This window comes from Pseudomonas sp. BT76 TE3572, assembly GCF_050435365.1.
Lineage (GTDB): Bacteria > Pseudomonadota > Gammaproteobacteria > Pseudomonadales > Pseudomonadaceae > Aquipseudomonas > Aquipseudomonas fluorescens_W.
Genome location: NZ_JBNDKE010000001.1, coordinates 4,237,898 through 4,252,350, shown reverse-complemented (window position 1 = coordinate 4,252,350; position 14,453 = coordinate 4,237,898). Strand labels below are relative to the sequence as shown.

General features: G+C 58.6%; 11 protein-coding genes and 1 pseudogene. 11 read left to right on the top strand and 1 reads right to left on the bottom strand.

What is annotated here, in order from left to right:
* Positions 1–91 precede the first annotated feature (91 nt).
* The 8 genes from ABH912_RS19265 (at position 92) to ABH912_RS19230 (ending at position 7,633) form a co-directional block, all read left to right on the top strand.
* The gene (locus tag ABH912_RS19265) at positions 92–1,165 is read left to right on the top strand and encodes a fatty acid desaturase (protein ID WP_429511398.1); all 1,074 of its coding nucleotides are present in this window, start codon (positions 92–94) and stop codon (positions 1,163–1,165) included.
* Between the two features lie 350 nt (positions 1,166–1,515).
* Positions 1,516–2,097, top strand: a complete 582-nt coding sequence (locus ABH912_RS19260) for an alpha/beta hydrolase (protein ID WP_033058541.1) — start codon at positions 1,516–1,518, stop codon at positions 2,095–2,097.
* 58 nt (positions 2,098–2,155) lie between these two features.
* Positions 2,156–3,088: a sigma 54-interacting transcriptional regulator gene (locus ABH912_RS19255; protein WP_429511397.1), complete on the top strand. Its 933-nt coding sequence runs from the start codon at positions 2,156–2,158 to the stop codon at positions 3,086–3,088.
* A gap of 176 nt (positions 3,089–3,264) precedes the next feature.
* Positions 3,265–4,047 (top strand): MetQ/NlpA family ABC transporter substrate-binding protein, encoded by a 783-nt coding sequence (locus ABH912_RS19250; RefSeq protein WP_010464830.1) that lies wholly within the window; start codon positions 3,265–3,267, stop codon positions 4,045–4,047.
* A 638-nt stretch (positions 4,048–4,685) separates the two neighbouring features.
* Positions 4,686–5,351 carry an amino acid ABC transporter permease gene (locus tag ABH912_RS19245; protein WP_429511396.1) on the top strand — a complete coding sequence of 222 codons (666 nt, stop codon included), beginning with the start codon at positions 4,686–4,688 and terminating at the stop codon, positions 5,349–5,351.
* Entirely contained in the window at positions 5,332–5,991 is a 660-nt protein-coding gene (locus ABH912_RS19240) for an amino acid ABC transporter permease (protein ID WP_033058534.1), read from the top strand. The genes ABH912_RS19245 and ABH912_RS19240 overlap by 20 nt, the downstream gene beginning before the upstream one ends.
* Positions 5,988–6,770, top strand: a complete 783-nt coding sequence (locus ABH912_RS19235) for an amino acid ABC transporter ATP-binding protein (RefSeq protein WP_429511395.1) — start codon at positions 5,988–5,990, stop codon at positions 6,768–6,770. Before ABH912_RS19240 ends, ABH912_RS19235 begins: the two co-directional genes overlap by 4 nt.
* Entirely contained in the window at positions 6,767–7,633 is an 867-nt protein-coding gene (locus ABH912_RS19230) for a transporter substrate-binding domain-containing protein (RefSeq protein ID WP_429511394.1), read from the top strand. Before ABH912_RS19235 ends, ABH912_RS19230 begins: the two co-directional genes overlap by 4 nt.
* A gap of 110 nt (positions 7,634–7,743) precedes the next feature.
* Here the strand turns inward: ABH912_RS19230 and ABH912_RS19225 are convergent.
* Positions 7,744–8,705: pseudogene (locus ABH912_RS19225) on the bottom strand (IS110 family transposase).
* Positions 8,706–9,187: 482 nt separating this feature from the next.
* Here ABH912_RS19225 and ABH912_RS19220 point away from each other — a divergent pair.
* The 3 genes from ABH912_RS19220 to ABH912_RS19210 are packed head-to-tail and all read left to right on the top strand — an operon-like array spanning position 9,188 to position 14,426.
* The gene (locus tag ABH912_RS19220) at positions 9,188–10,291 is read left to right on the top strand and encodes an efflux RND transporter periplasmic adaptor subunit (RefSeq protein WP_033058525.1); all 1,104 of its coding nucleotides are present in this window, start codon (positions 9,188–9,190) and stop codon (positions 10,289–10,291) included.
* Positions 10,288–11,355, top strand: coding sequence for an efflux RND transporter periplasmic adaptor subunit (locus ABH912_RS19215; RefSeq protein WP_033058522.1), 1,068 nt, complete (start codon positions 10,288–10,290; stop codon positions 11,353–11,355). The genes ABH912_RS19220 and ABH912_RS19215 overlap by 4 nt, the downstream gene beginning before the upstream one ends.
* Positions 11,352–14,426 (top strand): efflux RND transporter permease subunit, encoded by a 3,075-nt coding sequence (locus ABH912_RS19210; RefSeq protein ID WP_429511393.1) that lies wholly within the window; start codon positions 11,352–11,354, stop codon positions 14,424–14,426. The genes ABH912_RS19215 and ABH912_RS19210 overlap by 4 nt, the downstream gene beginning before the upstream one ends.
* Positions 14,427–14,453 lie beyond the last annotated feature (27 nt).

Here is a 14,453-nt window from a genome sequence, read left to right as displayed (position 1 = left end):
CGCTTCCGGTCAACAGGTTGGCGTTCACGGCTACCGCTTTGCGAGGGTTCACAAGGCAGGATGCGAACATCAATAACCAGAGGATGGAAGCATGCACGGTACTTCTGCAAGTCCCCAGCGACTGAATGCAGCACAACGATCAGCGCATATTCGTGAAGTGGTGCTGGCCAAGGGGGTCGAACTGCGTCAGCGCTACCCGATTCTCAACCATCAGGACGCCCTGGGCGCAGGCATTCTGGCCTTCGCGCTGGTCGGCATGATTGGCTCGGCGACGCTCTACATGACCGGGGACATGGCCTGGTGGGCATGCCTGTTGCTCAACGCGTTTTTTGCCTCGCTGACCCACGAGCTGGAACACGACCTGATACATAGCATGTACTTCCGCAAACAGCGTGTGCCGCACAACCTGATGATGGGACTGGTGTGGCTGGCGCGGCCGAGCACGATCAATCCGTGGATTCGTCGACATCTGCACCTCAATCACCACAAAGTCTCCGGCACAGAATCCGACATGGAAGAGCGCGCCATCACCAACGGCGAACCCTGGGGATTTGCGCGGCTGTTGATGGTCGGTGACAACGTGATGTCAGCGTTCATTCGTATGCTGCGGGCCAAGACCTGGGTTCACAAGATCAGCATCATCAAGCGCGCGCTGAAGGTCTACGCGCCGCTGGCGCTGGTGCATTGGGGCGCGTGGTACATGTTCCTGGGCTTCCATGGTGCCAATGGCATCGCCTATCTGATGGGAACGTCAATTGAATGGTCGGCGACTACGTTGTCGGTGATGCAAGTCATCGATATCGCTGCCGTGGTGATCATCGGCCCGAACGTGTTGCGTACCTTTTGCCTGCATTTCGTCAGCTCGAACATGCACTACTACGGTGACGTGGAGCCGGGCAATGTGATCCAGCAGACCCAAGTGCTGAACCCTTGGTGGATGTGGCCGTTGCAGGCGTTCTGCTTCAACTTCGGCAGCAGTCACGGCATCCATCACTTTGTGGTCAAGGAACCGTTTTACATCCGTCAGATGACCGTGCCGGTGGCGCATAAAGTGATGCGCGAGATGGGCGTGCGGTTCAATGATTTCGGGACGTTTGGGCGGGCGAACCGGTTTGTGCGCAAGGAAACAGCAGAGGCGCAGGAGGTTCGTGCCGCTCAGGCTTGATCGATGCACTCGGAAACTCAAAACGTTGGTCATCAATTTGACCCAAAGGGGCGCTAAGTTGTGACGCAAGGAGTGATCGATATATGCGATTTAGGCCTAATAAAGTAATTAAATATTCCTTTATTGGCTAACCGTTTCAGTCAATCATCCCATCCAGTGATGTTGTTCGCGCTAGCAGATTTTGAGTTTCCGGGGCCGTCTCCTTGGCAGGGTGCGGCCCCTTTTTTTGTCTATTCAAAACCGCCGTATATTCCTTATGGATCTTAATAAATAGCTTCTTATTCCTTAACGAATATAACTCTCCTCCCTATACTTGCTCAGGAACAGACACGCAGCAGGAGAGTTCCCCCATGCGCAACGAATCAATTCGCTATCTGATTGTGCCGGGCTGGCAAGGATCGCCAGAAGATCATTGGCAAAGCCATTGGCAGAACAGCCTGCCGAACAGCGCGCGGGTGGAGCAGGCCGACTGGCTGACGCCGCGTCGTGAAGACTGGGTCGCGGCACTGGCTGAGGCGATTGCCGCCGACAGCACGCCGGTGATCCTGATCGCCCATAGCCTGGGTTGCATCACTGTCGCGCATTGGGCGGCCACCGCGCCCGTGCAGTTTTTACGTCAGGTTCGCGGCGCCTTGCTGGTCGCCCCCGCGGACGTCGAGCGTGCGGCCTGCGCACCGGCCCTGCGCAATTTCGCACCGATTCCGACCCACCTGCTGCCGTTCCCGAGTCAGGTTGTCAGCTCCGACAACGACAGCGCCGTGAGCGCACCGCGTGCATTGGAACTGGCTCGTCAGTGGGGCGCCGAGGCGGGGATTTTGTCGGGTGCCGGACACATCAACGTGAAGTCCGGTCACCAGCGCTGGGAGCAGGGTTTTGCCTATCTCTATCGCCTGCAAAACCGAATGGAACACCACGCCCTGCGACGTGCTTGAACCTTTTCTTCTTTTAAAATCGCCCCCGTCTCCCGGCGGTTCAGGGCGGGAGTCTGCCATGAGTTTTGAAGCCTTCGGTCAGCCGCTGCTGACCTTCCCCGACGCAGAAAAAAGTCCCCTGAGCATTCGCGCCAAGGCGCTGGTGTTTGTCGATCCGCGTTCCCGTCAGCTACGCCAGGAGCTGGAGCTATTGGCGCCGCGTTCGATCTCGGTGTTGATCCGTGGCGAAACCGGCAGCGGCAAGGAGTTGCTCGCGCGGCACATCCATCGTGCGAGTGATCGCGGCGGGTTGTTCGTCTCGGTCAACTGCGGCGCGATCAGTCCGACCTACGCTGATGCTGAATTGTTCGGTTATGCCGCTGGCAGTTACAGCGGTTCGGCCAGCAGTCGCGCGGGTTGGTTCGGTTCTGCCAACGGCGGGACGCTCTACCTGGATGAGATCGGCGACCTGCCGCTGCCGATCCAGATCAAATTGCTCGCGGCGCTGGAAAACCACGAAGTCACTCGTGTCGGCGCTCACCAGCCAAGTCCGGTGGACGTGCGCTTGGTCGCCGCTACCAGCATCGATCTGGCCCAAGCGGTGGCCGCCGGAAAATTCAATGAGCGGCTCTACCACTACCTCAGCGAAGGCCAGCTCGAACTGCCAGCCTTGCGTGAACGGGTGGGCGATATTCTGTCGCTGTCCGAATATTTCCTCGGCATCTATAGCCAACGCCTGGACCTGCCGGTGCCGCTGATCAGCGAAGCCGCGCAGCATTTGTTAGAGCAACACAGTTGGCCGGGCAACACCCGGGAGCTGGAAAACGTCATTCACTTTGCGTTGTTGGTCAGCACCGGCGATGAGATTTTGCCGGAGCATTTGAACCTGCCCGAGGCGCCGCCGTCTTTGGTGCAGATCGAGCAACAAGCGGCTCGGCTGATTAAAAACGGCACGGCTGCCGAGCGATCTGCACTCAAGCAATTGCTCGAAAGCCTGACGCAGACGCTGTAGCGATCTGTATGAACAAAATGGAATATGAAAGTGAATAAAAGATATTGTTCGGGAATAAAAAATCCCGGTATTGTCCGCGTCACGCCAGCGATAGCACTTCATTAGCACTTACAAAAACCACTCGTAATAAACAAGCCGTCGTCGATCACGACCGCGATTTTCGATAAGGACACTGCATGAAAAAGGTTCTGTTGTTCACCGCATTGGCGGCTGCCCTGACCGCGGGCCTGGCTCAGGCTGGCGAGAAACTGGTGGTTGCGGCGACCCCGGTTCCACACGCCGAGATTCTTGAACTGATCAAACCAACCCTCGCCAAAGAAGGCGTGGACCTGGAAATCAAAGTCTTCACCGACTACGTTCAGCCGAACGTGCAGGTCGACCAGAAGCGTCTGGACGCCAACTACTTCCAGACCCTGCCGTACCTGAAGAGCTTCAATGAAGGCAAAGGTACTAACCTGGTGACCGTGATCGGCGTGCACGTCGAACCGTTCGGCGGCTACTCGAAGAAAGTCAAAACCCTGGCTGAACTGAAAGACGGCGCAACCATCGCTATCCCGAACGAAGGCAGCAACAGCGGTCGTGCCCTGATCCTGCTGCAGAAGGCTGGCCTGATCGAGTTGAAAGACCCGAAAAACGCTCTGGCCACCCCGAAAGACATCGCCAAGAACCCGCACAACTTCAAGTTCAAGGAACTGGAATCGGCCATGCTGCCGCGTGTTCTGGACCAGGTCGACCTGGACATGATCAACACCAACTACGCGCTGGAAGCCGGTCTGAACCCGGCTAAAGACGCGCTGGTAATCGAAGGTGCCGATTCGCCTTACGTGAACTTCCTGGTGGCCCGTCCGGACAACAAGGACAGCGTTGCCATCCAGAAACTGGCCAAGGCCTTGACCAGTCCTGAAGTGAAAGCATTTATCGAGAAGAAGTACAGCGGCGCGGTATTGCCGGCGTTCTGATTCGCGAGGTAAACCCCTTCAAGGTTTCAAACGCCGACGGCTGATATAGCGTCGGCGTTTTTTTGTTGGGTGCTGGAGGGCATTTGGGAAATGAGTTGGCTTGAGAGCCACCCCAGCCCTCTCCCTACGGGGGAGAGGGAGCAGATCTTCATGCCTTTCAAGTCCTGAGTTCGACTTGAACTTGCAGGTCGCAGAATTTCGAACAAACACATCGGTCAGTCCCCTCTCCCCTTGGGAGAGGGCTAGGGTGAGGGTAGGTTCTAACTACCCCCGCGTATTCAAAGCCCTGCGCAACGCCATCAACAACTTCACGATGTCCTGCGGATCCAGCCGCTGTGGCACTTTTACGTCAGCCATTTTCTCTTCCTTGTGATGGTTCGGCCGGGGGAGTCTGGCCAAAAGCGGTCCGTCCTTGGAGGGGTATTTTGAAAAAAAGATCCTTCCTACAGCGCAAAGAAAAATAGTCGTCTTCCGCTGCCGCGGCAAATGCGGAAGATAGTTTTTTGCGTGATATCAATATGCTTTAACGGTATTTAAATTCTTCTTTTTATACCTTTAAAGTCGGTGCCTGCCGGGTAGTTATCCACTGCCCATGGACTGCACCACCGTCGCTTACCCTGCGGCGTCCAGGATGTTCAATGAACTTCGATTACGCATTTATCCTCAGCACCTTGCCGGCGTTTCTTAAAGCCGTGGGCGTGACGTTGCAGGTCGGCTTTATCGCCATCGGCACATCGCTGCTGGTGGCGCTGATCAACGCGACGATTCTGGTGTTCCGCACGCCTTACTTGCAGCGCCTGGTCGGGCTGTATGTGGAACTGGCGCGCAACACCCCGCTGTTGATTCAACTGTTCTTCGTCTACTTCGCCTTGCCGGCGCTGGGCATCAAGGTCTCGGGCTTTGCGGCGGCGATCATCACCATGACCTTCCTCGGCGGCGCCTACCTCACTGAAGTGCTGCGTGCCGGCGTCGACGCGGTGCCTCAGGCGCAGCTCGAGTCCGGGCGCTCCATCGGCCTGTCCCACGGGCAATTGCTGCGCTACGTGATCCTGCCGCAAGCCGGCATCGTCAGCCTGCCGTCGCTGTTCGCCAATTTCATTTTCCTGCTCAAGGAAACCACCGTGGTCTCGGCGGTGGCGGTGCCGGAGATTCTCTACACCACCAAGAGCTACATCGCGCTCTACTACAAAACCTACGAAATGCTCGCCGTGCTGACGCTGATTTGCGTGCTGCTGTTTCTACCGCTGTCGCTGCTGCTCAGTCGTCTGGAAAGGAGGCTCCAGCATGGCCAGTTCGGGTCTTGAGTTACTGTGGGTGTCGTTGCCGCAACTGGGCAAGGGCGCCGCGCAAACCTTGTCGATCTCTTTCCTGAGCATCGCCATCAGCACTGTTGGCGGCGTGCTTTACGGTGTGCTGCGCACGCTGAATTCGACATGGCTGAACGCAATCCTGCGGGTTTATCTGGAATTGTTCCGCGCAATTCCGGTGCTGGTCTGGCTGTACTTGCTGTTCTTTGGCCTGCCGATTTTCTTCGGTCTGAGCATTCCGAGCTTCTGGTGCGCGGTGCTGGTGCTGTCGTTGTGGGGCGCCAGTGAAGTCGGCGAAGTGGTGCGCGGCGCGCTGCATTCGCTGCCGCGCGGGCAGCGTGAAGCGGGGTTGTCGATTGGCCTGGACGGCCCGCAACTCTACGGCTACGTGCTGCTGCCACAAGCGCTGAAGCGCATGACGCCGCCGACCATCAATGTCTACACGCGCATCATCAAAACCAGCTCGCTGGCGGTGCTGATCGGCGTGGTCGACGTGATCAAGGTCGGCCAGCAGATTATCGAACGCACTTACGAATCGGTGCTGATCTACGGCGCACTGTTCCTGTTTTTCTTTTTCATCTGCTACCCGCTCTCGGCCGCCTCGCGCGTGCTGGAGCGGCGCTGGACGCAAGCATGAGCGCATTGATCGAGTTCAAGGGTTTCAACAAGTTTTTCGGCGAGCAGCAGGTGCTTGACGGCATCGACCTGCAAGTGAAGTCGGGCGAAGTGATCGTCATCCTCGGCCCCAGCGGCTGCGGCAAAAGCACCTTGCTGCGTTGCCTGAATGGTCTTGAAGTCGCCCACAGCGGCAGCTTGAATTTTGCCGGTCGCGAGTTGCTGGACAAGGGCACCGACTGGCGCGAAGTTCGGCAGCAGATCGGCATGGTGTTCCAGAGTTACCACCTTTTTCCGCACATGAGCGTGCTCGACAACCTGCTGCTCGGCCCGGTCAAAGTGCAGAAACGCGACCTCCGCGAGGCCCGTGCCCAGGCCGAAGCGTTGCTTGAGCGCGTGGGCCTTTCGGATAAGCGAGATGCCTTCCCGCGTCAGCTCTCGGGTGGCCAGCAGCAACGCATCGCCATCGTCCGTTCGCTGTGCATGAACCCGACAGTCATGTTGTTCGATGAAGTCACCGCCGCCCTTGACCCGGAAATGGTCAAGGAAGTGCTGGAAGTCATCCAGGGCCTGGCCCGCGAGGGCATGACCCTGTTGATCGTCACCCACGAAATGGCCTTCGCCCGCGCCGTGGCTGATCGCATTGTGTTCATGGATGCCGGGCGAATCCTTGAGCAAAACCCTCCCGAGATTTTCTTTACGAACCCGCAAACCGCACGAGCGCAGCAGTTCCTGGAGAAGTTCTCCTACGTCGCCGCACTACCCAAAACGACTCAAACAAAGGAACTGGAACTGCTATGAAAACTGCCAAGGCTTCTCTGCTGCTACTCCCGCTGCTCGGCCTCGCGTTGCTGGCCGGTTGCAACAAAACCGAAGAACCCACTAAACCGGCGGCCACCAGTGCCAGTTATCTGGAAAAAATCAAAGCCCGGGACAAGTTGATCGTCGGTGTCTTCACCGATAAACCGCCGTTTGGGTTCGTCAATGAAGCCGGGCGTTATGTCGGTTTCGATACCGACATCGGCCGTCAATTCGCCAAAGATCTGCTGGGCGATGAGAACAAGGTCGAGTTCGTCGCGGTAGAACCGGCAAGCCGGATTCCGTTCCTGCAAAGCGACAAGGTCGATTTGATTCTGGCCAACATGACCGTTACCCCGGAGCGTAAGGAAGCGGTGGAATTCACCAATCCGAACCTCAAGGTGGCGGTGCAGGCGTTGGTGCCGCAGGCCAGTTCGGTGAAAAACCTTGATGACCTGGCGACCCGCACCACCATCGTCACCACTGGCACTACGGCCGACATCTGGCTGACCAAGAATCATCCGGACTGGAAGCTTCTGAAGTTCGAGAAAAACTCCGAATCCCTGCAAGCGTTGGCCAATGGGCGCGGCGATGCGTATGCGCAGGACAATCTGGTGCTGTTCAGCTGGGCGAAACAGAACCCTGGCTATCGCGTGCTGACCCAGACGTTGGGCGCTGAAGCACCGATTGCGCCGGCAGTGAAGAAGGGCAACATCGAACTGCGTGATTGGGTGAATGTCGAGTTGGCGAAACTGGGTGAAGAGAAGTTTCTGCTCAAACTGTATGACCAATATGTGCGCAAAGAACTGAGCGATGACACCAAGCCTGAGAGCGTAATTGTCGAGGGTTGGAAGTGGCAGGGGTAATACTTCAACCTTTGCAGTGATCTTTCAGCCGCCATCGCGGGCAAGCCCGCTCCCACAGGTTTCGGAGTAGACGCAGATTTTGTGTCCACTGAAGATCATTGTGGGAGATTCTATGTTGCAGGGCAACCCTGCAACTTCAGGCCGGCTGGTATTCGCTCTGATTTTTCATCAGGGCAAATGCCACCCGACAGAGTTTCCGGGCAAGGGCCACCAATGCCTGGGTTTTCGAGAAGCCTCTTGCCAAATACGACTCGTAAAACGGTTTCCATTTAGCTGAGCGACAGGCTGCCATTGCGGCGTTGTAAGCCAACCGGCGTACTTCCGGATCCCCTTTTTTGCTCAGGTGCCGGGGGCCGTTCTTCTTCCCGGAGTCATCGACCGTAAGGTCCATCCCTAGAAACGCGATGAACGCATCACTATTGGCAAAATCACCGCGCATAAAGGTCGTCGCCAACCCGGTTGCAGTCAGTTCGCCAACACCTTCGATGGCTTTGCAGCGGTCGATATTCTCTTCAATTCCCGCCTCTTTGCTGACCTTGCGCAGCAGTTTCTGAATGGCCTGATCCGCTTGCTTGAAGGCCTTTTGCTGGGCGGCCTGCACTTTCTTCAACAAGGGTTCATTGGCCCAGCTCAGCATCAGGCCAGCATGGTTCTGGATCAGCGTTGCACGTCTGTGGAGCAGGCTTTTCAGCGAGGTGTAGGCCTTGGGTGGCGGGCTCCAGATCCGTAGTCCGTCTTGTTCGTTCGTCAAATAGCGCGCCAGCAGACGGGCATCGCAGGGATCGTTCTTGGCGCGCTGGCCGATGCCGCGGCGATAGTTGCTTACCCGATAAGCATCCACGACATAGACCTGGTGACCCATCGCATGGGCCAGCTCGACAGTGTCCAGGTGGTAGATGTTGGTGGCTTCAACGGCGATAGCGCTTTGGGCGGGCAATGTTTTAAGCCAGCGTTTAAGGGCTGTTCGATCGTTCTTGATGGCGTCAGTGGATTGCAGGTCGGAGCGATAGACAACTATTTCAGCCTTGGCGATATCGATGCCAACAACCGTCTGCGAAGTAAGGATTGTCATGACGAATCCTCGGAGCTAGGGTTTAAGAGCTTGTCGGGGTCTACCGTTGCGCTGGCTTGCCTCTATCGTCGGTTTTACCGATGAATTCCTTATCGGCGCTTTGGGTAGAAAGGGCGGGACGAGAAGTCTCCCACGGTCCGTACTGGCTAGAGTCGGAATCGAGCTTTTAGTCACGCCCACCCCTTCAAGTCTAAACATACAAGCGAGCTTGCTCGCGATTCGGTTAAACAGGCGCTGATTAGTCCGGCCAATACCACACTGGATCATCCAGTATCCGCTGGCCCGGTTTGGCCCAGAATCTTCTCCAGCACAATGCAATTGCACTCGGGATTCTCCTGCTGCGTGGCGCGCAATTCTGCTTTATTGTCGACGTCATCGTGCGCCAGGCTTTATTTCAACCCGTGAGGTGCACCCTTGGAACCCTGTTCTAAGCTCACAGTCGTATCGCCATTGGCACGTTCGTGCTACGCAAAGGAGTCTGCATAGTGGGTCCCGGATTGAAAACAGTGGTTGGCTTGAGCCTCCTTGTCCTGCTGAGCGCCTGTGGCGATAAAAAGCCGGTCGAAAAGGACCGTCCGCGGGTATTCGTGCAGGAAGTAAAACCTGCAGATTACGCGGCGACGGTGACCCTGACCGGTGATGTTCAGGCGCGGGTCCAGACCGACCTGTCGTTCCGCGTTGCCGGCAAGATCATCCAGCGTACAGTCGATGTCGGTGATCGGGTTTCGGCTAAACAAGTGCTGGCCAAGCTCGATCCCAAGGACCTGCAAACCAGCGTCGACTCGGCTCAGGCGCAGGTTGTTGCCGAACAGGCCCGGGTCAAACAGACCGCCGCCGCGTTTGTTCGCCAGCAAAAACTCCTGCCCAAGGGCTACACCAGCCAAAGCGAATACGATTCCGCCCAAGCCGCCTTGCGCAGCAGCCAAAGCGCCCTGACAGCGGCCCAGGCGCAACTGGCCAACGCCCGTGAGCAACTGAGCTACACCGCGTTGGTCGCCGACGCGCCGGGGGTGATTACCGCACGCCAGGCCGAGGTCGGCCAGGTGGTGCAGGCCACCGTGCCGATTTTCAGCCTGGCCCGGGACGGTGAGCGCGATGCGGTGTTCAACGTCTACGAATCGCTGCTGACAGAGCCGCCGGAGGGTAAAACGGTGGTCGTCAGCCTGCTCGACAAACCTGAGATCAAAACCACCGGCACCGTTCGGGAAATCACCCCGGCCGTCTCTGCGCAGACCGGCACGGTGCAGGTCAAAGTCACTCTCAACGGACTGCCGGAAGGCATGCAGCTCGGTTCGGTGGTGAGTGCCACGGCCAAGACGCCGGGCAAGTCGGCGGTCGAACTGCCCTGGTCGGCGCTGACGAAAAATCTCAGCGACCCGGCTGTGTGGCTGGTGGACGATGAGGGCAAGGCACAGCTGCACACCGTCACGGTCGGTCGCTACCTGACCGGCAAAGTGATTATCAGCGCCGGTCTGAAGGGGGGCGAAAAAGTCGTCATCGCCGGCGGCCAGTTACTGCACCCCGGCGTGAAGGTGGAAATCGCCGAAAACACCTATAAGGATTTAGCCGAGGGAGCCCAGCCATGAAGCGTCTGTTACTGGTTTGTGCCGGTGTGATGCTGGTGGCCTGCTCGAAAAAAGAACCGCCACCGGAGCCAGTGCGCCCGGTGTTGTCCATCAAGGTCCAGTCCCTGGACGAAGAAAGCCTGGGCCGCTTCGCTGGCAGCATCCAGGCCCGGTATGAAACCAATGTCGGCTTCCGGGTGCCAGGACGGATTGCCAGCCGTAATGTCGATGTCGGTGCCGAAGTCGATAAGGGCGCGCTGCTCGCCACGCTCGACCCCACCGATCAGCAGAACCAGTTGCGTTCCGCTCAGGGCGATCTGGCCAACGTCCAGGCGCAACTCATCAACGCCCAGGCCAACGCCCGGCGTCAGCAAGAGTTGTTCGATCGTGGCGTGGGTGCCCAGGCGCAACTCGACATCGCACAGACCGATCTCAAAACCACCCAGGCCTCCCTCGATCAAGCGAAGGCTGCGGTCGATCAGGCCAAGGACCAGCTCAACTACGTCGAACTGCGCGCCGATCACAAGGCCATCGTCACCGCGTGGAATGCCGAAGCCGGGCAAGTCGTCAGCGCCGGCCAGCAAGTGGTGACCCTGGCGCAGCCGGACATCAAGGAAGCGGTGATCGACCTGCCAGACACCCTGGTCGACCAGTTGCCGGAAGACGTGGTGTTTCAGGTGGCCGTCCAGCTCGAGCCGAGCGTCACCACCACTGCCATCATTCGCGAAATCGAACCTCAAGCCCAAAGCGCCACCCGCACCCGTCGCGCCCGCCTGACACTGGCCGACACGCCGCCGGGGTTTCGCCTGGGCACGGCGATCAGCGTGACCCTCAGCTCCACGATCAAACCGCGTATCGAGCTGCCCCTGACCGCGCTTCAGGAAGTCGATGGCAAGTCGCGGATCTGGGTCGTCGATCCGCAGACCCAAACCGTTTCCCCGCGAGACGTCAGCCTGATCAGCCGCACGGATTCAACGATGGTCCTGGCCAACGGTGTGAAGTCTGGCGAGCGAGTGGTCAGTGCCGGCGTGAATAGCCTGAAACCGGGGCAGAAAGTAAAAATCGATGAGGACAGCCCGCAATGAAAGGGAGTTTCAACTTATCCGAATGGGCCCTCAAGCATCAGTCGTTTGTCTGGTATTTGATGTTCGTCGCGCTGCTGATGGGCGTGTTCTCGTACCTGAACCTTGGCCGCGAGGAAGACCCGTCGTTCACCATCAAAACCATGGTGATCCAGACCCGCTGGCCGGGCGCGACCCAGGAAGAAACCCTCAAGCAGGTCACTGACCGGATCGAGAAAAAACTCGAAGAACTCGATTCTCTCGACTACGTGAAAAGCTACACCCGCCCCGGTGAGTCGACGGTCTTCGTTAACTTGCGTGACACCACCAGCGCCAAGGACATTCCGGAAATCTGGTACCAGGTGCGCAAGAAGATCAACGACATTCGCGGCGACTTCCCCCAAGGCCTGCAAGGACCGGGGTTCAACGATGAGTTCGGTGATGTGTTTGGTTCGGTGTACGCCTTTACCGCCGACGGCTTGTCGATGCGCCAATTGCGCGATTACGTCGAGCAGGTCCGCGCCGAGATCCGCGAAGTGCCGGGGCTGGGCAAAGTCGAGATGGTCGGCGAGCAGGACGAAGTCCTCTACCTGAACTTCTCCACCCGCAAACTGGCGGCGCTGGGCATCGATCAGCGTCAGGTGGTGCAGAGCCTGCAATCGCAAAACGCGGTGACCCCGGCCGGGGTGATCGAGGCAGGCCCCGAGCGGATTTCCGTGCGTACGACGGGGCAGTTTGCCTCTGAGAAAGACCTGGAAAACGTCAACCTGCGACTCAACGACCGCTTCTACCGCCTCGCCGATGTCGCCGACATCAGCCGTGGCTACGTTGACCCGGCGACACCGGAATTCCGCTTTAACGGCCATCCAGCCATCGGCCTCGCCATTGCGATGAAGAAGGGCGGCAACATTCAGGCGTTCGGTAAAGCGCTGCACCAGCGCATGACCGACCTGACTGCCGATCTGCCGGTGGGCGTCGGTGTGCACAACGTTTCCGACCAGGCCGAAGTGGTGGAAAAAGCCGTCGGTGGCTTTACCAGTGCACTGTTCGAAGCGGTGGTGATCGTGCTGATCGTCAGCTTCATCAGCCTCGGCGTACGTGCCGGTCTGGTGGTGGCGTGCTCGATTCCGCTGGTGCTGGCGATGGTCTTTGTCTTCATGGAATACAGCGGCATCACCATGCAGCGGATTTCCCTCGGCGCGCTGATCATCGCGCTCGGGCTGCTGGTGGATGACGCGATGATCACCGTCGAAATGATGGTCACGCGCCTGGAAATGGGCGAAACCAAGGAGCAAGCGGCCACGTTCGCCTACACCTCGACCGCGTTCCCGATGTTGACCGGTACGTTGGTGACGGTGGCCGGTTTCGTGCCCATCGGCTTGAACGCGAGCTCGGCCGGCGAGTACACCTTCACGCTGTTCGCGGTGATCGCGGTGGCCATGATCGTGTCGTGGATTGTCGCGGTGCTGTTCGCCCCGGTGATCGGCGTGCACATCCTCAGCGCCAACGTGAAACCTCATGACGCAGAACCGGGGCGCATCGGTCGGGCGTTCAATTACGGCTTGCTTTGGGCCATGCGCAATCGCTGGTGGGCGATCGGCATCACCGTCGCGCTGTTTGTGGCGTCGGTGTTTTCCATGCAGTTTGTGCAGAACCAGTTCTTCCCGTCCTCGGACCGCCCGGAAATTCTCGTCGACCTGAACCTGCCGCAAAACGCCTCGATCGCCGAAACCCGCAAGGCGGTGGACAAGCTCGAGGCGACGCTCAAGGGCGACCCGGACATCGTGCGCTGGAGCACCTACATCGGCGAAGGTGCGATCCGTTTCTACCTGCCCCTCGACCAGCAATTGCAGAACCCGTACTACGCGCAACTGGTGATCGTCAGCAAAGGTCTGGAATCGCGTAACGCGCTAAGCCAGCGCTTGCGCGAGCGGCTGCGCAAGGATTTTGTCGGTATCGGCAGCTACGTCCAGGCGCTGGAAATGGGCCCGCCGGTGGGGCGGCCGATTCAGTACCGGGTCAGCGGCAAGGACATCGATCAGGTGCGCAAGCACGCCATCGCCCTGGCCACCGAACTGGATAAAAACACCCACATCGGCGAGATCATTTACGACTGGAACGAACCGGGCAAAGTCCTGCGCATCGACATCGCACAGGACAAGGCACGGCAATTGGGACTGTCGTCGGAAGACGTGGCCAACCTGATGAACAGCATCGTGGTCGGTGCGCCAGTGACTCAGGTCGATGACGATATCTACCTGATCAACGTGGTGGGGCGTGCGGAAGACGCCGAACGCGGCACCCCGGAAACCCTGCAGAATTTGCAGATCGTCACGCCGGGCGGCACGTCGATTCCGCTGCTGGCGTTCGCCTCTGTGCGCTATGAACTTGAGCAACCGCTGGTCTGGCGCCGCGACCGCAAACCGACCATCACCATCAAGGCTGCGGTGCGCGACGAAATTCAGCCGACCGATCTGGTGAAACAACTCCAACCCGACATCGACAAATTCGCCGCCAGTTTGCCGGTGGGCTACAAGGTCGCCACCGGCGGCACCGTCGAAGAAAGCGGCAAGGCCCAGGGGCCGATTGCCAAGGTTGTGCCGTTGATGCTGTTTTTGATGGCGACCTTCCTGATGATCCAGTTGCACAGCGTGCAGAAGCTGTTCCTGGTGGCCAGCGTCGCGCCGCTCGGGCTGATTGGCGTGGTGATAGCGCTGATCCCGACGGGCACGCCGATGGGCTTTGTGGCGATCCTGGGGATTCTGGCGCTGATCGGCATCATCATCCGCAACTCGGTGATTCTGGTGACGCAGATCGATGCCCTGGAGAAGGACGGTCATGCACCGTGGGATGCGGTGGTGCAAGCCACGGAGCATCGTCGCCGGCCGATTCTGCTGACGGCTGCGGCGGCGAGCCTGGGGATGATTCCTATCGCCCGGGAAGTGTTCTGGGGGCCGATGGCCTACGCGATGATTGGCGGGATTATTATTGCGACGTTGCTGACGCTGCTGTTTTTGCCGGCGCTTTATGTGGCCTGGTACAAAATCCGCGAACCGAAGAAAGGTGATCGGCTTGAGACCCACCCCTCACCCTAACCCTCTCCCCAGGGGGTAGAGGGGACT

What these genes read in the sequence shown, in the direction of transcription:
- ABH912_RS19265 (WP_429511398.1), top strand. Translation starts at nt 92, where the DNA reads ATGCACGGTACTTCTGCAAGTCCCCAGCGACTGAATGCAGCACAACGA.
- ABH912_RS19260 (WP_033058541.1), top strand. Translation starts at nt 1,516, where the DNA reads ATGCGCAACGAATCAATTCGCTATCTGATTGTGCCGGGCTGGCAAGGA.
- ABH912_RS19255 (WP_429511397.1), top strand. Translation starts at nt 2,156, where the DNA reads ATGAGTTTTGAAGCCTTCGGTCAGCCGCTGCTGACCTTCCCCGACGCA.
- ABH912_RS19250 (WP_010464830.1), top strand. Translation starts at nt 3,265, where the DNA reads ATGAAAAAGGTTCTGTTGTTCACCGCATTGGCGGCTGCCCTGACCGCG.
- ABH912_RS19245 (WP_429511396.1), top strand. Translation starts at nt 4,686, where the DNA reads ATGAACTTCGATTACGCATTTATCCTCAGCACCTTGCCGGCGTTTCTT.
- ABH912_RS19240 (WP_033058534.1), top strand. Translation starts at nt 5,332, where the DNA reads ATGGCCAGTTCGGGTCTTGAGTTACTGTGGGTGTCGTTGCCGCAACTG.
- ABH912_RS19235 (WP_429511395.1), top strand. Translation starts at nt 5,988, where the DNA reads ATGAGCGCATTGATCGAGTTCAAGGGTTTCAACAAGTTTTTCGGCGAG.
- ABH912_RS19230 (WP_429511394.1), top strand. Translation starts at nt 6,767, where the DNA reads ATGAAAACTGCCAAGGCTTCTCTGCTGCTACTCCCGCTGCTCGGCCTC.
- ABH912_RS19215 (WP_033058522.1), top strand. Translation starts at nt 10,288, where the DNA reads ATGAAGCGTCTGTTACTGGTTTGTGCCGGTGTGATGCTGGTGGCCTGC.
- ABH912_RS19210 (WP_429511393.1), top strand. Translation starts at nt 11,352, where the DNA reads ATGAAAGGGAGTTTCAACTTATCCGAATGGGCCCTCAAGCATCAGTCG.